The sequence below is a fragment of the Streptomyces sp. NPDC002853 genome, from assembly GCF_053591915.1.
In genome coordinates, this window is the sequence record NZ_JBSFUS010000011.1 from 230112 (window position 1) to 248766 (window position 18655).

Consider the following 18655-nt stretch of genomic DNA (forward strand, 5'->3'; position numbering starts at 1 on the left):
CGACCACCCACGGGTCGAGGCCACCACGCCCACGGTTGACCGGACCACCGGACCACCGGGCTACGAGGCCCGCAGCCCCCGCATCCGCCCGTACGCGTACACGCAGCCCGCGAGCGCCAGGTCCGAGAGCAGCATGAAACCGATCGAGTACGAGTCCTTGGCGCTGTAGATCGCGCCCATGACGAGCGGTGGGACGAAGCCTCCGAGGCCGCCCATCGCTCCCACGATCCCGGTCACCGAGCCGACCTGCGCTTGTGGTGTCACCTGGGAGACGAGGGCGAAGACGCTGCCGCTCGCCGTGCCGAGCCCGGCCGCCATGACCAGGAAGCAGATGGTGCCGCCCGGGTTCAATGACGGTTCGAAGGCCTGGGCGATGGCGAAGACGGCGACGACGGCCAGCGCGACCGAGGTGACGGAGGCGGGGTGGACACGGTCCGAGAGCCAGCCGCCGATGGGCCGGAAGATGACCGTGACCAGCGCGAACCCGGCCGCCTTGGTGCCCGCGTCGGTGGGCGAGAGGTCGTACCAGGTCTTCAGGTACGTGGGCAGATAGACCCCGAAGGCGACGATGCCGCCGAAGCCGATCGCGTACAGCGCGGAAAGCTCCCACGTCACCCGCAGCCGCCCCGCCTCCCCGAGCCGGGTGGTGAGCGGGCTCGTCGGCACCGGCCGGTCGGGGCGGTCGCTGATGAGCAGCGCCGCGAGCACCGCGAACGCCGCGAGGGCGATGGCCACGACCAGGAACGGCAGGTTCTCGCCGTGCTTGGCGATACGGGGCGTGAAGTAGCCGGAGAGCGCCACACCGCCCATGCCCATGCCGAAGACGCCGAGCGCGAAGCCGCGGTGCGCGGGCGGGAACCAGGAGTTGACGAGCGGGATGCCGATCGCGAACGTCGTCCCGCCGAGGCCGAGCAGGAAACCGACCGCGAGCATCGCGACGTAGTTGTCCTTGGCCGGGATGATCAGCAGCACCGGCACGATGGTGAGCGCCGAGACCAGCGGGAACATCAGCTTGGCGCCGTAGCGGTCGGTGAGCGCGCCGACCGGGACACGGCCGAGCGAGCCGACGATGACCGGCACGGCGACCAGCAGGGACTGCGAGAACGAGGAGAGCCCGAGCCGCTCCCCGAAGTCGCTGCCGAGCGGTGCGATCAGGTCCCACGCCCAGAAGGTGAGGGTGAACCCGACGGTGGCCACGACGAGATTGCGGTAGGCGGCGCCCGAAGGGCGGGCCGCGGCGGGCGTGGCTGTGGCTGGTGCGTTCGTTGTCATGTGAGAGCCGCTCCAAGCGCCACGAAGGCGCAGATCAGGACGAACAGGATGGCGAGCAGCGGCCACACGAAGCGCAGGTACTTGTCGTATCCGACCTTCGCGAGTGCGACGCCGCCGATGGTCACGGCCGTGGTCGGGACCCAGAGGTTCATCCAGCCGCTCGCCGCCTGCCAGGCCGTGACGACGACGGAGCGCGAGACCCCGGCGAAGTCGGCGAGCGGGGCGAGGATCGGCATGGCGAGGGTCGCGTGGCCCGAGGTGGACGGGATGAGGAAGGCGAGCGGCAGGTTCACGACGAAGACGATGATCGCGAAGAGGCCGGAGGACGTGCCCTTCACCACGCCCTCGATGGAGTGCAGGACGGTGTCCGTGACCTTCGAGTTGTTCATGATCACCGTGACGCCGCGGGCGAGCACGATGACCAGCGCGGGCGAGATGAAGTCGGCCGCGCCCTGGATGATCGTCGAGCTGAGCCGCTGCTCGCCCATCCGTGCCACGCACCCGACGAGCACGGCCGCGACGAGGAAGAGCGCCGCGAGCTGCGGGAAGGACCAGTCGAGTTCGAAGCCGTACGGCTTCGCGTCCGCGTTGCCCGTCAGCGCGCTCGACCAGGGCACCACCGAGAAGATCATGAAGGCGAAGACGAGCGCGACCAGGACGAGCACGGCCTTGTGCAGGCGTGTCAGCTCCGGCACCTCGCCCGCGTCGGCGGCGGTCTGCTCCCGGTCACCGGGCAGGAAGCCGGAGAGGGAGCGAGCCGGGTTCTTCTGTACGCGCTTCGCGTAGCGGATGACGTAGGCGATGGTGACCGCGGTCAGGACGATCCACATCGCGAACCGCAGGATGATGCCGTCGCCGAGCGAGATGTCGGCGGCGGACGAGGCGACGCCGGTCGCGAACGGGTTGACGGTCGAGCAGAGCACGCCGATCCCGGCGCCCAGGATGATCGCGCCGACGGCGACCATCCGGTCGTAGCCGAGGGCGAGCATCAGCGGCACGATGAGGCCGTAGAAGCCGAGCGTCTCCTCCGCGAAGCCCTCGACGGTGCCGAGGACGGAGAAGACGAGCATCACTCCCGCGATCAGCATCGCGCCGCGCTCGCGCAGCCGGTGGGCGAGGCGGCCGATGCCGCGGTCGAGGGCGCCGGTGGCGAAGACGACGGTGATGAACGCGCCGATGGCGAGCACGAACAGGAAGACGCCCGCGCTGCCGTACAGCTCACCGGCCATGTCGGGCCCGACCACGCCGGACTTCTCGTCCTGGATGCCGTACAGGCCGTTGACCGGGGCGAGGAAGAGGTCGTTGAGCCGGTCGACGAAGGTCTGGCCCGAGTCGACGCGGTGGTAGCTGCCCTGGACGGGGGCGCCCTTGTCGTTGCGGTCATAGGCGCCGGACGGGATGAGGAAGGCGAGCAGCCAGACGGCGACGGTGACGATCGCGAGGATGGTAAGGGCGCTGGGGAAGGTGAACTTCCCCTTGTGCCGCGGCTCTTCGGTGCCGGGGTCGGTCGCGGTGGTGCTCATGCGCCGCTCTTCCCGTCACCGAAGTCCGCGGCGTACTGGCGCACGAAGGCCGCCATGGCGACGACGGTGTTGCGCAGTTCGGAGAAGAGGACGCGTTCGTTCGGGGCGTGCAGATTGCACATGCTGTCCTGGGCGCCGAAGAGCAGGACCTCGGCACCGGGTGCCGCCTTCGCGAGACCGTTGACGAGCGGGATGGAGCCGCCGGTCGCCACGTACGAGGCCTCCTCGCCCCATGCCTCCTTGAGCGCGGTGCGGGCGGCGCGGTAGGCGGGTCCGCCGGTGGCGGCCTCGTAGCCGGGGCCGGTGTCGCCGGGCGTGACGGCGAGGGGGACGCCGAAGGGGGTGAGCGAGCGCAGGTGATCGACCAGCTTCGCCTGGGCCTCCTCGGCGCCCTGACGGGGATGGAAGCGCAGGTTCAACTTGGCGCGCGCGTACGGCACGACGGCCGACGCCGCGTGCTCGACGCTCGGCGCGTCCAGCCCGATGACGGTGATCGCGGGGCCGCTCCAGAGCCGTTCTCCGAGGCTGCCGCTGCCGACGAGGGGCACCCCGTCCACCACCCCGGCGAGCTCGCGGAACTCCTCGTCGGTGTAGCCCGTGCCGCTCCAGTCCTCGCGCCGCAGCCCCTCCACGGCCACGTCGCCGTGTACGTCGTGCAGGGTGGCCAGGGCCTTGAGCAGGACGAGCAGCGCGTCGGGCGCCGCGCCGCCGAACTCCCCGCTGTGGCGCGGCTCGTCGAGGGTGCGCACCTCCACCACGACCTCGGACGCGCCGCGCAGGGCGGTGGTGAGGGTGGGGGTGCCCGGCCGGAGGTTGCCGAGGTCGGCGACGACCATGGCATCGCAGGCGAAACGCTCCGGGTCGGTGGGCGGGTAGGTGTCGAAGGCGCTGCCGTACTCTTCCTGGCCTTCGATGACGATCTTGATCCCGACGGGCGGGCGGCCGCCGTAGGCCCGCAGCATTCCCAGGTGCGCGATGACGTTGGACTTGTCGTCGGCGATGCCGCGGGCACGCAGGCCACCGCCGGCCTCGTCGATGGGGGTCGGCTCGAAGGGCGGCGACTCCCACAGGCTCTCGTCGCCGGGCGGCTGGACGTCGTAGTGGCCGTAGAGCAGGACCGTGGGCGCCTGAGGGGTCGGCGGCGGGATCTCCCCGTAGATCACGGGCGCGGTGTCCGGCAGGTCGAGCCGTTCGACATGGGGCACCCCCGCTTCCCGCAACAGCTCGGCCACCAGGTCGTGCGCCTGATGCACCGGTGCGGCCGGGAAGCCGGGGAAGGCGATCGACGGAATCGCGGCGAGGCGCACGAGGTCGGCCCGCAACGTGTCCATCAGGCCATCGACAGTGGCTTCGAGCTTCATGGGCGGCACCCCTCGGTCTACGTTCCGCTTTGCGGCGAATAGACCGAATTATCGGACTCCGAGGGGAGCTGTTTCCGTGCGGCTCGCCGGACGGGCGGGGATGCCGCACTGCTGCCGCACAGCCCGCACCCCGCCCCTGAACCGCCGGGCAGGCATTAAAGTCGGGGCATGGCTTCGCAGAATTCAGGCGGTGGCGGCAGCGACGACGCAGCCGGTGGCGCATCGGCGGACACGGCTGCGGGCAGCGGTCCGGGCGGTGGCGCGGGTGCGGGCGCCGGGGGCTCGGTGCGTGTCGACGCCTGGATCTGGGCCGTACGTCTGGTCAAGACCCGCTCCATGGGCGCGGCGGCCTGCAAGGGCGGCCATGTGCGCGTCAACGGCGAGCGCGTGAAGCCCGCTTACGGCGTCCACGTCGGTGACGAGGTGCGCCTGCGGCACGCGGGCGGCCGCGAACATGTCGTCGTCGTCAAGCGCCTCATCCGCAAACGCGTCGGCGCCCCGGTGGCCGTCGAGTGCTACGTCGACAACAGCCCTCCCCCGCCGCCCCGCGAGGCCGTGGCCCCCGCCGGCGTACGGGACCGGGGAACGGGCCGCCCCACCAAGCGCGACCGCCGCGAGCTGGAACGGCTGCGCGGCTTCGAGGGCTGATCACGCCCCTCTTCCGGTGCCGCGGCTTTCACTTCCCGCGCCGCACGAGGAGACGGACCAGCTCCGTCGTCTGCCCGCGCCGCGCCCAGGCGATCCACGCGAGCGGCAGGATCAGGATGAGCGGCGTGGCGGCGTTCTCCCCGCCGAGCGCGGACACGCTCGCGACGAACGCACCGATCATCAGCCCGACCAGGGCCGTCGCGCCGACGGAACCGAGCACCGGAAGCAGCAGCGCGATCCCGCCGAGAACTTCCAGCACGCCGATCGAGTACATCCCCGGGGCGCCCCACCCGAGTCTCTCGAAGGTCCCGACCGCCGTGGAATGCGCGATCAGCTTCGGCGTACCGCTGGCGAGAACGAAGAACAGGCCGAGCGCCACCTGGACCGTGCGCAGGGTGATGCGCACGGAGCGGCGGCCCGCGGCGGTGGGGACGGCGGAGGCGGCATTGGCAGCAGCGGCGGCCGTGGTCATGGTGATCTCCTCGGTGAGCAGGGGGTGTTGTGCTTGTGCTGTCACCTGGATAGACCGGACCGCCCCACGGAACTCATCGCCCCTCAGCACACCATCTCCGCACCACGCCGGACTACCTGATCGGCAGCGCCCGGACCCACACCCCGTCCTCCGTGAGGTACTTGTCGACCCTCAGTCCTGCCTCCTCCAGCGCCTGCTCGAACTCCTCCTTCGTGAGCGGCCGGGCGCGGAACGTCTGGGTCCATACGGCGTCCGGGAAGACGTACTCCGCGCGCACCTCGTTCACGCCGTCGCCGAGCGGCTCCGCCGACAGGATCCGCACCGTGTAGCCCGCCGGGTCGACCCGCTCCCTCGGCAGGTTCGTGTGATAGTCCGCGCCCTCACGCTGGATCAACACACAGCCGTCGTCCGTCACATGGCCGCGGCAGGCCCGCAGCAACCCGCGCCGGACCGCCGTGTCACCGTGGTGCACGAGGAACGACGCGAGCATGACCACCCCGAACCGCTCCCCCAGGTCGAGCGTCTCGATCGGGCTCCTGATCGTGCGCACCCGCCCGTCGAGCGCGGAGACCTTCTCCAGCATCTCGGCTGACTCGTCCACCGCCGTGACCCGGAACCCCCGCTCAAGCAGCGGCCGCGTCACCCGTCCCGCGCCGCAGCCGAGCTCCAGGATGTGCGTCCCGGCCGGTACCGCCGCGGCGATGACATCGGGCTCGTCCCCGACGGACAGGCGGGTGTAGAGCTCGACCGCGCAGCCGTCCGGCGTGATCGCTCCGGGCCCCGTCCCCTCGTATCCCTCACGCATCTCAACCGTCATGCCACCTCAACGAAGCGCTCCGGGGGCCCGTTCCCGCCTCGCCCGAAGTTCCCGCTCTCTACAGCGGGAACCAGCCATGCTCCACGTACCAGTGCCCGCCCGCCCGCACATGGTCGCCCACGGCCCGCTCCACACTTGTCCGCCTCGGCAGTTCGGCCACGGGCAGGTCGCGGTCGCCGAAGACGAAGGCGACGGGGGTCGCGTCGTCCGCCCGCCGCTCATATCCGGCCGCCAGGCGAAAGCGCTCCTGGAAGCGGACGATGTTCGAGTGGGCCGGAAGGTACTGCCGCAGCTGTGGATCGAGCAGCCAGGAGTGGCACACGGCCGTCCCATACCGCTCCTGCGGATAGTGCCGCGCGAAGAACTCCCGCGCCAGGGCGATCGACCGGTCGCAGGACTCCGGGGACAGCGGCCCCCGGAAGTCGGCTATGTGGAGGTTCAGACAGGGGTCGCCCGGGCCCGCGGAGTGCCCCGCCGCGGCCACCGCCCCGCCCATGCGCTCCCCCAGCACGGCGCGCTGGAACTGCAGCCGCCCCAGTTGGTAGAGCTCGCCCCGGAAATGCAGGGCGTTCCAGCCCGGGTGCAGCAGCCCGGGGCCACCCCGCGCCCGGCGGTGCACCGCCATGTGCCGCCCGAGGTCCGCGAGCGTACGCCGGGAGATGTCGTCCGGGATGCCGCGGCCTTGGTGATACGCGCGTACGTGCGGCACGGTCGCCACGAGCACGAACACGTGGAACAAGGCCCCGAGCGCGCCCAGCTCCGCCGGCAAGGGTGGGTACTGGGGGTCATCGCCGACCTTCCCCATGTCCCGCACCATCCCGGCGACGCTGCGGTCGAGCAGCCACCGCGCGTCCGGGTCCCCCATCAGCCGCCCTCGCAGGGCCACCAGGCCGTTGATGTCCTCGTGCGGCACAGCCAGGTCGAGCAGTACGTCCACCAGCTCGTCGGCAGGGGGCAGCACCGCCTCGAATCGCGGCTCCTCCGCGGCCTCCAGGTCCTTCAGCCACCCGGCGAGCCACTTGTCCGTCCTTGCCCGGTTCCTCAGTACGTCCAGCACAGCCATACCCCCGATCGTCGCATCCACGATCTTGAGGCCTCGGGCCCTTCCGGTCCACCGGCCCCGGGTGGATCCTGGAAGGTGGAGGCGCCCGGGGACAGGGCGGGCGGACCAGGGAGGAGCTGACCTCTCGTGATGCGCACAGGCAGTGAACCGGTTACCGCGCGCAGTCCGCTGCGCATGCGCTTGTGGCTCAGCGTCTGGGGTCTGGTCTGGGCCACGTTCGGCACCATCGCCTTCGCCATGACGGGCCGCCCCGGGTGGGCCGCGGTGTGCGGCGCGCTCTGGCTGATCGTCACCGCCGACATGGCGATGATCCTGCGCCACATCCACCAGGGCCCGCACTACCAGCCGGGGCGCGACATCCCGCCGTACGAGCCCCCGAGGGCCGGTTAGCCCTCGGTCAGCCTTCGTCGTCGAAGCGCGCCGCCGCCAGGTACTCCGGCTGCGGGTCGAGCGCCGCGGCCAGCCGGAAGTGCCGCCGCGCCTGGTCGGGCCGCGCCGCGCGTTCGTACGTGCGGGCGAGTGCGAAGTGGGCGAACGCGTTGTCCGGTTCGCGCTCCAGCACGATGCTGAACTCCAGCTCGGCGGCGCGCAGTTGGGCGGCGGCGAAGAAGGCGCGGGCCCGCAGCAGTCGCGCCGCCGTGTTCTCGGGATGGGCCGCGATGACCGTGTCGAGCAGCTTCACGGCGCCTCTGGGATCCCGGGCGGCAAGGAGCTGCTCCGCCGCACGGAAGTCGATGACATGGGTCTCCGGGGTTATTTCGGGCACGCGTGACTCCTTCCCTCGCTGCACTGTGTCAACGCCCCGCGCGCCCACACCTATTCCAAGGACACAGCCGGTACGCCCCTCTAGGCCGCCCGCGCCCGCCCCGCGAGGTCCGCCCACACGACGCCGACCCGCTGCTCCAGGCCCTCCAGCGGGCCGTCGTTGTCGATCACGAGGTCGGCGATCTCCAGACGCTTCTCGCGGGTGGCCTGGGCGGCCATCCGCGCGCGGGCGTCCTCCTCGCTCATGCCGCGCAGCCGCACGAGGCGGTCCAGCTGGGTCTCGGGGCTCGCGTCGACGACCACCACCAGGTCGTACAGGGGCGCCAGGCCGTTCTCCGCGAGCAGCGGCACGTCATGGATGACCACCGCGTCCTCGGGAGCGGCACCCTCCAGCTCGGCCGAGCGGGCACCGACCAGGGGGTGCACGATCGCGTTCAGCGCGGCCAGCTTCTCGGGGTCGGCGAAGACGATCGAGCCGAGCTTCGGCCGGTCGAGGCTGCCGTCCGGAGCGAGGATCTCCTGACCGAACGCTTCAACGACCTTGGCGAGGCCCGGAGTTCCGGGCCCCACGACTTCCCGCGCGATCTTGTCGGCGTCGATCAGCACGGCGCCCGAAGCGACGAGGAGACGTGATACTTCACTCTTGCCGGCGCCGATACCGCCGGTCAGGCCCACCTTCAGCATGACCGGCAGCTTAGGGGCCTAACCCCCTTCGCTACGCGTCGCCCTCCCGCTCGGCGAGGAAGCGCTCGAATTCCTGACCGATCTCGTCGGCCGACGGGATGTCCAGGGGCTCCGCGAGCATGTTCCCGCGCGCGTCGCCGCCGGCCGCCGCGTCGTACTGGTGCTCAAGTCCCTGCACGAGGGCGACCAGTTCCTCGTCGCCCTCCTGGATCTGCCGGTCGATCTCGGTCTGGGTGCGGTGCGCCTCCGTACGCAGGCTGTGCGCGACGCTCGGCAGCACGAGGCCCGTCGCCGCGGTGATCGCCTCAAGGACCGTGAGAGCGGCGTCCGGGTACGCCGAGCGCGCGATGTAGTGCGGGACGTGCGCGGCGACACCGAGCACGTCGTGGCCCGCCTCCAGGAGGCGGTACTCGACGAGCGAGGCGGCGCTGCCCGGCACCTGCGCCTCGTCGAAGGGACTGCGGTGACCCGGCACCAGGTCCGTGCGGTTGCCGTGCGGCGTGAGGCCCACGGGGCGGGTGTGCGGCACGCCCATGGGAATGCCGTGGAAGTTCACCGCGAGACGCACGCCCAGCCGCTCCACGATCTGCTCGATCGCCGCAGCGAAACGCTCCCACTCGATGTCGGGCTCGGGCCCGGAGAGCACCAGGAAAGGCGCGCCCGTGGCGTCCTGGAGCAGCCGCACCTCGAGCGTGGGCACCTCGTAGTCCGTCCAGCGGTCGCGCCGGAACGTGAGCAGCGGGCGGCGCGCGCGGTAGTCGACGAGGCGGTCGTGGTCGAAGCGCGCCACCACCTGTCCGGGCAGGCTGTCCGTGAGCCGCTCGACGATCTGGTCGCCGGTCTCGCCCGCGTCGATGTAGCCGTCGAAGTGGTAGAGCATGACAAGGCCGGCCAATTCCTGGGCGAGCGCCATGTCGACGACGGCAAGGCCCTTCGGCTCCCATGCGTACAAATCCTGCGGATCAAGCACTGTGACCGCTCCTCGCCCTCTTCGTCGTGACTCGTACATCAGAACGCCCGCGGCAGCGCGCGCATTCCCTCCGCCGCCTCTTCAGGGCGGCTTCTTGTGTCACGGCGAACCCCCGCAAGGGGCGGTCGAGTTCACGACGGCGACGAGCGAACGCACCGCGGGCCCGCACCTCCGAAGAGGTACGGGCCCGCGGTTTCAGCTGTTACCGCCTGGCGCAGAGCCTCAGCTCTGGCCGCCGGCGAGCTTCTCGCGCAGAGCGGCAAGCGCCTCGTCCGACGCCAGGGCGCCGGAGTTGTCGTCCGACTCCGAGGAGTACGAACCGCCGCCGCCACCGCTGCCACCGGCAGCCGGGGCGCCGGTCGAGGACGCGGGAGCCGCAGCACCCTCGGCCTCGGCCTGGGCGTCCGCCTCGCGGGACTTGATGACCTGGGCCTGGTGCTGCTCGAAGCGCTGCTGCGCCTCGGCGTACTGACCCTCCCAAGCCTCACGCTGCGTCTCGAAGCCCTCGAGCCAGTCGTTCGTCTCGGGGTCGAAGCCCTCGGGGTAGATGTAGTTGCCCTGGTCGTCGTAGGACGCGGCCATGCCGTACAGGGTCGGGTCGAACTCGACGGCCGACGGGTCGGCACCGAAGGACTCGTTGGCCTGCTTGAGGCTCAGCGAGATCCGGCGACGCTCGAGGTCGATGTCGATGACCTTGACGAAGATTTCGTCGTTGACCTGGACGACCTGCTCCGGGATCTCCACGTGGCGCTCGGCCAGCTCGGAGATGTGCACCAGGCCCTCGATGCCCTCGTCGACGCGCACGAACGCACCGAACGGAACGAGCTTGGTGACCTTGCCGGGAACAACCTGCCCGATCTGGTGCGTGCGGGCGAACTGCTGCCACGGGTCTTCCTGCGTCGCCTTGAGCGACAGGGACACGCGCTCGCGGTCCATGTCCACGTCGAGAACCTCGACGGTGACTTCCTGGCCGACCTCGACAACCTCGGAGGGGTGGTCGATGTGCTTCCAGGAAAGCTCGGAGACGTGCACGAGACCGTCGACGCCGCCGAGGTCCACGAACGCACCGAAGTTGACGATCGAGGAAACGACGCCGGAGCGGACCTGACCCTTCTGCAGGGTCGTGAGGAACGTCTGGCGAACCTCGGACTGGGTCTGCTCGAGCCAGGCACGGCGGGACAGGACCACGTTGTTGCGGTTCTTGTCCAGCTCGATGATCTTGGCCTCGAGCTCCTTGCCCACGTAAGGCTGGAGGTCGCGGACACGGCGCATCTCGACGAGGGAGGCCGGCAGGAAGCCACGGAGGCCGATGTCGAGGATGAGACCACCCTTGACGACCTCGATGACGGTACCGGTGACGATGCCGTCTTCTTCCTTGATCTTCTCGATCGTGCCCCAGGCACGCTCGTACTGAGCGCGCTTCTTGGAAAGGATCAGACGGCCTTCCTTGTCCTCCTTCTGGAGAACCAGGGCCTCGATCTCGTCACCAACCGCGACGACCTCGTTCGGGTCGACGTCGTGCTTGATGGAGAGCTCGCGGCTCGGGATGACGCCTTCGGTCTTGTAACCGATGTCGAGCAGGACCTCGTCCCGGTCGACCTTCACGATGACGCCGTCGACGATGTCGCCGTCGTTGAAGTACTTGATCGTCTCGTCGATCGCGGCGAGGAAAGCTTCCTCGTTACCGATGTCGTTGACCGCTACCTGCGGAGTGGTGGCGGTGGTCTCGGTGCTGCTCGTCATGTGGGAAAGGGCTCCGGTACGGACAGAAGTCGTAGGTACTGCTAGCGCCGGAACCGATTTCGCAACTGAAGAAGCCGGACAGCCTGGGAAGCGCCGATTCCTGAGTTTCCGAAGAAACGGAAGGCGCCTCGACAACCGAGGGGACATACAACAGACGCGAGCGCATCCTGCTATGTCTGAGGACGGCAGGCTCGCAGCGCAACTTGTAGCATACGGGGGCAGCCGGACAGGGTCAATGCGCGAAGGCGCACACCCGGGGCGGAACGCCGCAAACCCGGCACAAATGCTGTCGCGTGAGGCCACATGGGCCGCACAGCGCCCTGTCGCGACGCCCGCACGGCGCCCCGCGGGCGCCTCACCGCGGCAAGCCTCGACGAAGCCAGACGGAAGAGTACGACGATGGAGCCGATCATCCAAGAGTCCGAGCTGCCCGAGACGCCCGAGACGCCCGAACCCGAGGCCACCCGCCGTGACGCGGGGGTCTCGGAGAGCAGCCGCGCCAATCGTGGCTGGTGGGACAGGAACGCGGACGACTACCAGATCGAGCACGGCACCTTCCTGGGTGACGACCGCTTCGTGTGGGGTCCCGAGGGCCTCGACGAGGTGGAGGCCGAGCTCCTCGGCCCGCCCGAGGAGCTGAAGGGCAAGGACATTTTGGAGATCGGCGCGGGGGCGGCGCAGTGCTCGCGCTGGCTCGCCGCGCAGGGCGCGCGTCCGGTCGCCCTCGACCTCTCCCACCGCCAGCTGCAGCACGCACTGCGGATCGGCGGGAGCGTTCCGCTGGTCCAGGCCGATGCCGGGGTGCTGCCCTTCAAGGACGGCGCCTTCGACCTCGTCTGCTCCGCATACGGGGTGATGCCTTTCGTCGCCGACCCCGTGCTGGTCCTCAAGGAGGTGCGGCGCGTCCTGCGCCCCGGGGGCCGGTTCGTGTTCTCCGCGACGCACCCCATCCGCTGGGCGTTCCCGGACGAGCCGGGTCCCGAGGGGCTCTCCGTGTCGGCCTCCTACTTCGATCGCACTCCCTATGTGGAGCAGGACGAGAACGGGAACGCGGTCTACGTGGAGCACCACCGGACGCTCGGCGACCGGGTGCGGGACATCGTTGCCTCCGGTCTCCGGCTGGTCGACGTGGTGGAGCCGGAGTGGCCCGCGTGGAACACCCAGGAGTGGGGCGGCTGGTCCCCGTTGCGCGGGAACCTGATCCCGGGGTCGGCGATCTTCGTGTGCGTACGAGACTGAGTGCGTGACCCGTCTGCGTAACGAAGCCCTTGACCTGCCCGTGAGCGGCGCGCTGCCCGCGCTGCGTTCCGCTCTGGAGGGGCCGGGCGGCGCCGTGCTGTGCGCGCCTCCCGGTACGGGCAAGACGACGCTGGTGCCGCTGGCCCTCGCGGGGCTTCTCGGGGACGCGCCCGCACGTCGCGTGGTGGTCGCCGAGCCCCGGCGCATCGCCGCCAGGGCGGCCGCGCGGCGGATGGCGTGGCTGCTCGGCGAGAAGGTCGGCGGGAGCGTCGGGTACACGGTGCGCGGTGAGCGGGTCGTGGGACGCCACGCGCGCGTGGAGGTCGTCACCACGGGTGTCCTGTTGCAGCGGCTGCAGCGGGACCAGGAGTTGGCCGGGGTGGACGTCGTGATCATCGACGAGTGCCACGAGCGGCATCTGGACGCGGACACCGTGGCGGCGTTCCTGGTCGACGTACGGGCGGCGCTGCGGCCCGAGCTGCGTCTTGTGGCCGCGTCCGCGACAACGGACGCGGAAGGGTGGGCGCGGATCCTGGGGGACGCTCCCGTGGTGGAGGCGCGGGGCACCTCGCATCCGGTCGAGGTCCTCTGGGCGCCACCGGCTCGTCCGGTGCGGCCGCCGCACGGGATGCGGGTGGATCCTGCGCTGCTCGCGCATGTGGCGTCGGTGATCCGGCGGGCGCTCGCCGAGCGGGACGGGGACGTGCTGTGCTTCTTGCCCGGGGTCGGCGAGATCGCGCGGGTGGCGGGGCAGCTGGGGGACGTGGCCGCGGATGTCCTTCAGGTGCACGGGAGGGCGCCCGCGGCGGTGCAGGACGCGGTGCTCGCGGGCTCGGACGGCACCCGGCGGGTGGTCCTCGCGACGTCGGTGGCCGAGTCGTCCCTTACGGTGCCCGGCGTGCGGGTGGTCGTGGACTCGGGGCTCGCGCGTGAGCCGCGCGTCGACCACGCGCGCGGGCTGAGCGCGCTGACGACCGTACGGGCTTCGCAGGCGTCGGGCCGGCAGCGGGCGGGCCGCGCGGGGCGTGAGGCGCCGGGGGCCGTCTACCGGTGCTGGGCGGAGGCCGAGGACGCGCGTCTGCCGCGCTTTCCTGCGCCGGAGATCAAGCTGGCCGACCTTTCCGCGTTCGCGCTGCAGGCGGCCTGCTGGGGCGATCCCGACGCCTCCGGTCTCGCGCTGCTCGATCCGCCGCCGGCCGGCGCGATGGCGGCGGCTCGTTCCGTCCTGACGGCGGTGGGGGCCGTGGCCCCGGAGTCGGGGCGGGTCACGGAGCGGGGCGCGCGGATGGCGCGGGTCGGTCTGCACCCTCGCCTGGCGCGGGCCCTGCTGGACGCGGCTCCCCTCGTGGGCGCGCGCCGCGCGGCCGAGGTGGTGGCCCTCCTGAGCGAGGAGCCGCCGCGTGAGTACGGGGACGACCTCGCGGCGGCCTGGCGCGCTGCCCGGCGGGGCGGTGACGGGTACGCGGGACGTTGGCGCGCTGAGGTGCGGCGGCTGACCGCTGCGGCGGCGTCGCCGCCGGGAGCCGGTACGCCGCAACCGGAGTCTTCGACGCCAGACCCTTCCCACCCACCGGCCCGGCACCCCGGAGCAGACGGGCGGGCAGGCAGAGAGCCTCAGGATCTCCGGAGCGACGACCACGTCGCCGGGCTCGTGGCCGCCCTCGCCTTCCCCGAGCGGGTTGCCCGGGGGCGGGGCGACGGGACCTGTCTCATGGTGAACGGGACCCGGGCCGAGGTGCGTGCGGGGTCAGCGCTTACCGGTGCGGAGTGGATCGCCGTGGCCGTGGCCGACCGGCCGGTGGGCGCGGGGCACGCGCGCGTGCTGCTCGGCGGGCACATCGACGAGGACGTCGCCCGGAGCGCCGCCGCCTCGCTCTTCGGCGAGGGGGACGAGGTCGCCTGGGTCGACGGGGATCTGGTCGCGCGGCACGTGGAGCGGCTCGGCGCCGTGGAGCTGACGGTGCGGCCGCTCAAGAAGCCCGCCCCCGGACTCGTACGAGAAGGGCTGCTCGCGGGGCTCGGGGAGGAAGGGACCGCCCTGCTGAACTGGTCGCAGAGCGCAAGGGAACTGCGGGAGCGGCTCGCGTTCCTGCACCGGCACCTCGGGGCGCCCTGGCCCGACGTGTCGGAAAGCGCCCTAAACGCGCGCGTGGACGAGTGGCTGGAGCCCGAGCTGTCGAAGGCGCGGCGCCGGGCCGACCTGCGGCGCATCGACGCGGGGCAGGCCCTTGGCCGGCTCCTGCCCTGGGCGACCGGCGAGGCAACGCGCCTCGACGCGCTGGCCCCGGAGCGGGTGGCGGTGCCCAGCGGGTCCAGGATCCGGGTCGACTACTCCGACCCCGAACAGCCGGTGCTCGCGGTGAAGTTGCAGGAGATGTTCGGGCTCGCCGAGACCCCGCGGATCGCGGACGGCGGCGTGCCCCTCCTCGTGCATCTGCTCTCCCCCGCGGGGCGCCCCGCCGCCGTCACCGCCGATCTTGCCTCCTTCTGGCGGGACGGCTACCGGGCCGTGCGGGCCGAGCTTCGCGGGCGGTATCCGAAGCATCCGTGGCCGGAGGATCCGGCGGCCGCCGAGGCGACGCGGTTCACCAACGCCCGGCTCAGGCGTTGACCGGTTCCGGCTCGGGCGCCGCCGTGGCCCGCGGATCACCGGGCCTGCGGCTGCGGGCCTCCAGCCAGAGGGAGAGGGCGAGCAGGAACAGACCGAGGCCCAGGAAGCCCCAGGGGAGATAGGACGTCATGAGGAGGACGAGGACGCGCTGGGACTTCACCAGGTCGACCGTGTCCCTGATGTAGTCCTCGCGCATCTTCACGTGGCCCGCGAAGACCGTGACCTTGTCGCGGTCGCCGAGGAGCGTGCCGCCGCGCAGCTCGTTCCGCTGGATCTCCTCGCCGTAGACGGGCGCCCCGGTGGTGGGCTCGACCCAGAACTTGCGGACGGTGGTGTACCAGCGCGTGGTGCCGGTCTTGGCGAGGGACTGTGGGGTGATGCCCTTGACCGGCATGGTCTTGGGGAAGGGCACCTTGGTCCAGGGGATGGTCTGCTCGAAGTAGTAGACGTCGACGCCACGGAAGGTCTGCGTGCCCTTGTAGTGGATGGGTTTGGTCACGCGGGCCTGCGCGTCGAAGTACTCGTAGTCCCGCTTCTCGGTCAGGAAGGGCCACTTGAACTCGATGCCCTCGCGCTTGACCGGGTCTCCGTCGACCATCTCGCCGGTGGCGTGCACCGGTTCCTGGCTGTGCGCGTCGAAGATGTAGCGCTCGGGGACCTTGGAGACCATCTTTCCGTCGCCGTCCTGCACGTAGGAGAGGGCGTCCCAGACGACGACGTCACGGGAAGAGCTTCCATCGGTCTTCTCGATCTTCTCCGAGGCCTCCACGTTCCCTTTGAGCGTCTGCACGATGGTGACCTTGTCGATCTTCTTGGCCCGCATGCTGCCGTAGTCGATGAGGGTCGGGTTCTTCGCCTCGAGCACCGCCTCCTGGTACTGGCTCGGCGGGATCTTGGCGAGGCGCGGGAAGGCGTACCAGCGCATGAGCGGGGACATCGCCGTGAAGAACACGGCGAAGGCGAGCAGGATCAGGCTGGCCTTGCGGCGCATCGCGGCGGCCCTCCCTAGGGAGTCAGGGGTGCTTGGGGACGGTGGTGAGCAGCGGCTCCGGCGAGGTCTCGCCGGGCGGGGCCCCCATCGCGGTGATGGTCAGGACCAGGGCGAAGGCGACGGCAAGACCGGTCGCGGCGGCGATGAGAGCGCGCATGCGGATCCTCCCGAGGCGGAGAGCGGACGGCATCCAGGGCGCCGACCATGAACTGACAGAGCGTCAGGGCTGGGGCACCGTAGCAATGCGGCGGCCAGATGAGAACACGTTGCACACACAAGCAACGCCCCTGCGCCGGGCGGGCGCAGGGGCGTTGCTTACGTGCGGTGCGTGCGGGTGGTGCATGCGTGCGGTGCGTGCGGGTGGTGCGTGCGGCTAGGCCGCGGGGGCCGTCACCTTCAGTTCGACCGTGAGCGTCGCGCCGCCCGCGGTGGTGACGCGCAGCAGGTACGTGCCCGCCGCGTCGTCGGCGTACATCCTGGGGAGCTTGAGCACGCCGTTCGTGTCCGTCTTCAGGGCCTTGAGGGTGCGGACCGGCTTGCCCTCCGCGTCCTTGAAGTACGGGCCCTTGTCGTTCGCCGTGGCGTCCGCCGCCGACTTGATCATGGTGGCGGTGGCGGCCACGCGGTCGGCGGCCTTCCCCTTGTACGTCGCCTTGACCTCGAGCTGCTCGGCGAACTCCTTGCCCGGCTCGCAGGTCAGCGCCTTGTCGCTGGTCCTGATCAGGGTGTCTGCCTGGCGGGCGGTGACCGTCGCGGTGTAGCCGAGGCCGGGCAGCGACCGTCCGACGACGGTGGCCCGGACCGTGAACTCGCCGGTCTTCTCGCCCGACTTGAGCACCGGGGCGGTGGCCTTGCCCGTCGCGTTCGTGGTGACGGTCGCGCTGGTGGCACCGTTCGAGAAGCGTGCGTCGGTGTCGCCGACGATCACGAAACGCACCTTGGCCTTGGCCACGCCCGAGCCCGAAGCGGCCTCCGTGCGCACCTCGACGCGCTCGGCGAAGGCGTCGCCCGCCGTCGCGGCGAGCTTGCCGGTGCCGGCGTCCTCCAGGCGTGCGACCCGGTCGGCGGGCGACGGGGTGGGGTCGGGGCTCTGGGAGCCGCCGCCGTTCGACGGCGGAGGCGTGGTCGAGCCGCCACTGCCGCCGCCGTTGCCGGGCTCCTTGCCGCCGGAGCCGGGCTTGTCGCCGCCGGACTTGGGCGGCTGCGGCGAGGTCGAACCGGATGCCGGGGGCGTGGGCGTGGGGCTCGTGCTCGGGCCGTTGCTGTCGCTGCGGTCGCCCGGCAGATCGCCCGTGCCGTCGGGGATCTCGCGGATGCCGTCGCGGTAGTGCTCCAGCCACGTCAGGACCGTGTTCAGGTAGTCCGTCGAGCGGTTGTAACTGAGGATCGCCTTGTGCAGGTCCGCCTCGACGGACAGATCGCGGTCGTTCGCGCAGAGGTAGCTTCCGGCGGCGAGCGCGGCGTCGTAGATGTTGTTGGGATCCGATGTGCCGTCCGCGTTGCCGTCCTTCCCCCAGGTCTCCCACGTCGAGGGGATGAACTGCATGGGGCCGACCGCGCGGTCGTGCGTCTTGTCGCCGTCGTACGCGCCGTTGTCGGTGTCGGTGATCTTCGCGAAGCCGTTGCCGTTGAGGGGCGGGCCGAGGATCTCTCCGACCGTCGTGCCGTTCGCGTCGACGCGGCCGCCACGCGCCTGGCCGGACTCGACCTTGCCTATCGCGGCGAGCAGTTCCCAGGGGAGGTTGCAGCCCGGCTTGGACGTGGCCAGGGATGCCTCGGCCTTCTTGTACGCGTCGAGGACGGTGGCCGGGATCTCCGAGTCGGTTTCGCCGTCGCCGGTGCCGCCGTCGGGCGCACCGGTCGGCGGCACCGGGGTCTTCAGGGGCGGCAGGTCGGTGTAATAAGGGGAGTTGCCGGTCGCGGAGTCCTCGGCCGGCGGCGTGGCGCCGGATGCCCCCGCCCGCTCGTCGCGAGGTATGTCCGTCACGCCCGGGGCCTGGGAGGCCGCGAGTGCGGCCACCGCCGCCGCGGCCACCGCGGTGGTGACCGCTCCCCTGCGCAACCGCCTGCCGAATACCGCCGCCATGACCGTGAACCCCTCCCCTTGACGACTGTGTGTGTCGCCGCCCGCTCTGTTGTGTTCCCCGTGTTGCTCCCCAGCGGGCCGACTCAGGCGACACTACGACAACTTCCGGCGCCCAGACACCCGTTCGTGCCCGATTTTCACCGGTTGGCCGCGTCCCGTTCGGGCGGGACCTCGGGCGGGACCGAACCGTCGGGCACTTCGCTGACCTCGTGCTCCGGGGTGAGCCGCTGCCCTGCCGCGCGGCCCTTGTCGAGGGCGCGGTACACGGCCTGGGCAACGCGTTCGATGGTACGGACTCCGTGGGCGCGGCGGGGGCGTCTTGACGCGGCTCGGGACGGAGGGCCTATGGGGTGGCCTTCGCCGGGCAGGCCGGAATGCAGCCCGCCCGGCGATCGAGGACCAGCTCGGCG

General features: G+C 71.2%; 18 protein-coding genes. 4 read left to right on the forward strand and 14 right to left on the reverse strand.

Features of this window, described 5'->3' with window-relative positions; all coding sequences use genetic code 11:
* Window positions 1-60: 60 nt before the first annotated feature.
* The 3 genes from ACWD02_RS29940 to ACWD02_RS29950 are packed head-to-tail and all read right to left on the reverse strand — an operon-like array spanning window position 61 to window position 4156.
* Complete coding sequence (locus ACWD02_RS29940) at window positions 61-1272, reverse strand: MFS transporter (protein WP_451215732.1); 1212 nt, start codon at window positions 1270-1272, stop codon at window positions 61-63.
* A complete protein-coding gene (locus tag ACWD02_RS29945; protein ID WP_451215734.1) occupies window positions 1269-2795 on the reverse strand; it encodes a YfcC family protein in 1527 nt (508 codons plus the stop codon). The genes ACWD02_RS29940 and ACWD02_RS29945 overlap by 4 nt, the downstream gene beginning before the upstream one ends.
* Window positions 2792-4156 (reverse strand): M20/M25/M40 family metallo-hydrolase, encoded by a 1365-nt coding sequence (locus tag ACWD02_RS29950; protein ID WP_451215736.1) that lies wholly within the window; start codon window positions 4154-4156, stop codon window positions 2792-2794. Before ACWD02_RS29950 ends, ACWD02_RS29945 begins: the two co-directional genes overlap by 4 nt.
* A 168-nt stretch (window positions 4157-4324) precedes the next feature.
* On the opposite strand from ACWD02_RS29950, the gene ACWD02_RS29955 reads away from it, so the two are divergent.
* The gene (locus tag ACWD02_RS29955) at window positions 4325-4804 is read left to right on the forward strand and encodes an RNA-binding S4 domain-containing protein (protein WP_451215738.1); all 480 of its coding nucleotides are present in this window, start codon (window positions 4325-4327) and stop codon (window positions 4802-4804) included.
* A 28-nt stretch (window positions 4805-4832) separates the two neighbouring features.
* Here the strand turns inward: ACWD02_RS29955 and ACWD02_RS29960 are convergent, their stop codons facing one another.
* The 3 genes from ACWD02_RS29960 to ACWD02_RS29970 form a co-directional block, all read right to left on the reverse strand.
* A complete protein-coding gene (locus ACWD02_RS29960; RefSeq protein WP_451215740.1) occupies window positions 4833-5276 on the reverse strand; it encodes a DoxX family protein in 444 nt (147 codons plus the stop codon).
* Between the two features lie 112 nt (window positions 5277-5388).
* Window positions 5389-6081 carry a class I SAM-dependent methyltransferase gene (locus tag ACWD02_RS29965; protein ID WP_451216016.1) on the reverse strand — a complete coding sequence of 231 codons (693 nt, stop codon included), beginning with the start codon at window positions 6079-6081 and terminating at the stop codon, window positions 5389-5391.
* Window positions 6082-6151: 70 nt separating this feature from the next.
* Window positions 6152-7156, reverse strand: coding sequence for an acyltransferase domain-containing protein (locus tag ACWD02_RS29970; protein ID WP_451215742.1), 1005 nt, complete (start codon window positions 7154-7156; stop codon window positions 6152-6154).
* Between the two features lie 129 nt (window positions 7157-7285).
* On the opposite strand from ACWD02_RS29970, the gene ACWD02_RS29975 reads away from it, so the two are divergent.
* Window positions 7286-7546, forward strand: coding sequence for a DUF6343 family protein (locus ACWD02_RS29975; RefSeq protein WP_451215744.1), 261 nt, complete (start codon window positions 7286-7288; stop codon window positions 7544-7546).
* A 7-nt stretch (window positions 7547-7553) separates the two neighbouring features.
* Here ACWD02_RS29975 and ACWD02_RS29980 read toward each other — a convergent pair whose 3' ends face one another.
* From ACWD02_RS29980 to rpsA, 4 genes are all read right to left on the reverse strand, one after another.
* A complete protein-coding gene (locus ACWD02_RS29980) occupies window positions 7554-7922 on the reverse strand; it encodes a tetratricopeptide repeat protein (protein WP_451215746.1) in 369 nt (122 codons plus the stop codon).
* Window positions 7923-8002: 80 nt separating this feature from the next.
* Window positions 8003-8605 (reverse strand): dephospho-CoA kinase, encoded by a 603-nt coding sequence (gene coaE / locus ACWD02_RS29985; RefSeq protein WP_451215748.1) that lies wholly within the window; start codon window positions 8603-8605, stop codon window positions 8003-8005.
* Window positions 8606-8636: 31 nt separating this feature from the next.
* On the reverse strand, window positions 8637-9575 hold the full coding sequence (locus tag ACWD02_RS29990) for a PAC2 family protein (protein ID WP_451215750.1): 939 nt from the start codon (window positions 9573-9575) through the stop codon (window positions 8637-8639).
* Window positions 9576-9797: 222 nt separating this feature from the next.
* Entirely contained in the window at window positions 9798-11318 is a 1521-nt protein-coding gene (gene rpsA, locus ACWD02_RS29995; protein ID WP_190083195.1) for a 30S ribosomal protein S1, read from the reverse strand.
* A gap of 399 nt (window positions 11319-11717) precedes the next feature.
* On the opposite strand from rpsA, the gene ACWD02_RS30000 reads away from it, so the two are divergent.
* Both ACWD02_RS30000 and hrpB read left to right on the forward strand, forming a co-directional pair.
* Window positions 11718-12557 carry a class I SAM-dependent methyltransferase gene (locus ACWD02_RS30000; RefSeq protein ID WP_451215752.1) on the forward strand — a complete coding sequence of 280 codons (840 nt, stop codon included), beginning with the start codon at window positions 11718-11720 and terminating at the stop codon, window positions 12555-12557.
* A 4-nt stretch (window positions 12558-12561) separates the two neighbouring features.
* The gene (gene hrpB, locus ACWD02_RS30005) at window positions 12562-15168 is read left to right on the forward strand and encodes an ATP-dependent helicase HrpB (protein WP_451215754.1); all 2607 of its coding nucleotides are present in this window, start codon (window positions 12562-12564) and stop codon (window positions 15166-15168) included.
* On the opposite strand, the gene ACWD02_RS30010 is transcribed toward hrpB, so the two are convergent.
* The 4 genes from ACWD02_RS30010 to ACWD02_RS30025 form a co-directional block, all read right to left on the reverse strand.
* A complete protein-coding gene (locus tag ACWD02_RS30010; protein ID WP_451215756.1) occupies window positions 15158-16159 on the reverse strand; it encodes a DUF3068 domain-containing protein in 1002 nt (333 codons plus the stop codon). The genes hrpB and ACWD02_RS30010 overlap by 11 nt on opposite strands.
* Before the next feature lie 22 nt (window positions 16160-16181).
* Window positions 16182-16316 (reverse strand): SPW_0924 family protein, encoded by a 135-nt coding sequence (locus ACWD02_RS30015; RefSeq protein WP_361045215.1) that lies wholly within the window; start codon window positions 16314-16316, stop codon window positions 16182-16184.
* Between the two features lie 216 nt (window positions 16317-16532).
* Entirely contained in the window at window positions 16533-18245 is a 1713-nt protein-coding gene (locus ACWD02_RS30020) for a lytic transglycosylase domain-containing protein (RefSeq protein WP_451215758.1), read from the reverse strand.
* A gap of 137 nt (window positions 18246-18382) precedes the next feature.
* Window positions 18383-18511: a hypothetical protein gene (locus tag ACWD02_RS30025; protein WP_451215760.1), complete on the reverse strand. Its 129-nt coding sequence runs from the start codon at window positions 18509-18511 to the stop codon at window positions 18383-18385.
* Between the last annotated feature and the right edge of the window lie 144 nt (window positions 18512-18655).

What these genes read in the sequence shown, in the direction of transcription:
- ACWD02_RS29940 (WP_451215732.1), bottom strand. Translation starts at nt 1,272, where the DNA reads ATGACAACGAACGCACCAGCCACAGCCACGCCCGCCGCGGCCCGCCCT.
- ACWD02_RS29970 (WP_451215742.1), bottom strand. Translation starts at nt 7,156, where the DNA reads ATGGCTGTGCTGGACGTACTGAGGAACCGGGCAAGGACGGACAAGTGG.
- ACWD02_RS29955 (WP_451215738.1), top strand. Translation starts at nt 4,325, where the DNA reads ATGGCTTCGCAGAATTCAGGCGGTGGCGGCAGCGACGACGCAGCCGGT.
- ACWD02_RS29965 (WP_451216016.1), bottom strand. Translation starts at nt 6,081, where the DNA reads ATGCGTGAGGGATACGAGGGGACGGGGCCCGGAGCGATCACGCCGGAC.
- rpsA (WP_190083195.1), bottom strand. Translation starts at nt 11,318, where the DNA reads ATGACGAGCAGCACCGAGACCACCGCCACCACTCCGCAGGTAGCGGTC.
- ACWD02_RS29960 (WP_451215740.1), bottom strand. Translation starts at nt 5,276, where the DNA reads ATGACCACGGCCGCCGCTGCTGCCAATGCCGCCTCCGCCGTCCCCACC.
- ACWD02_RS30020 (WP_451215758.1), bottom strand. Translation starts at nt 18,245, where the DNA reads ATGGCGGCGGTATTCGGCAGGCGGTTGCGCAGGGGAGCGGTCACCACC.
- ACWD02_RS29950 (WP_451215736.1), bottom strand. Translation starts at nt 4,156, where the DNA reads ATGAAGCTCGAAGCCACTGTCGATGGCCTGATGGACACGTTGCGGGCC.
- ACWD02_RS30000 (WP_451215752.1), top strand. Translation starts at nt 11,718, where the DNA reads ATGGAGCCGATCATCCAAGAGTCCGAGCTGCCCGAGACGCCCGAGACG.
- ACWD02_RS29945 (WP_451215734.1), bottom strand. Translation starts at nt 2,795, where the DNA reads ATGAGCACCACCGCGACCGACCCCGGCACCGAAGAGCCGCGGCACAAG.
- ACWD02_RS30015 (WP_361045215.1), bottom strand. Translation starts at nt 16,316, where the DNA reads ATGCGCGCTCTCATCGCCGCCGCGACCGGTCTTGCCGTCGCCTTCGCC.
- ACWD02_RS29975 (WP_451215744.1), top strand. Translation starts at nt 7,286, where the DNA reads ATGCGCACAGGCAGTGAACCGGTTACCGCGCGCAGTCCGCTGCGCATG.
- ACWD02_RS30010 (WP_451215756.1), bottom strand. Translation starts at nt 16,159, where the DNA reads ATGCGCCGCAAGGCCAGCCTGATCCTGCTCGCCTTCGCCGTGTTCTTC.
- coaE (WP_451215748.1), bottom strand. Translation starts at nt 8,605, where the DNA reads ATGCTGAAGGTGGGCCTGACCGGCGGTATCGGCGCCGGCAAGAGTGAA.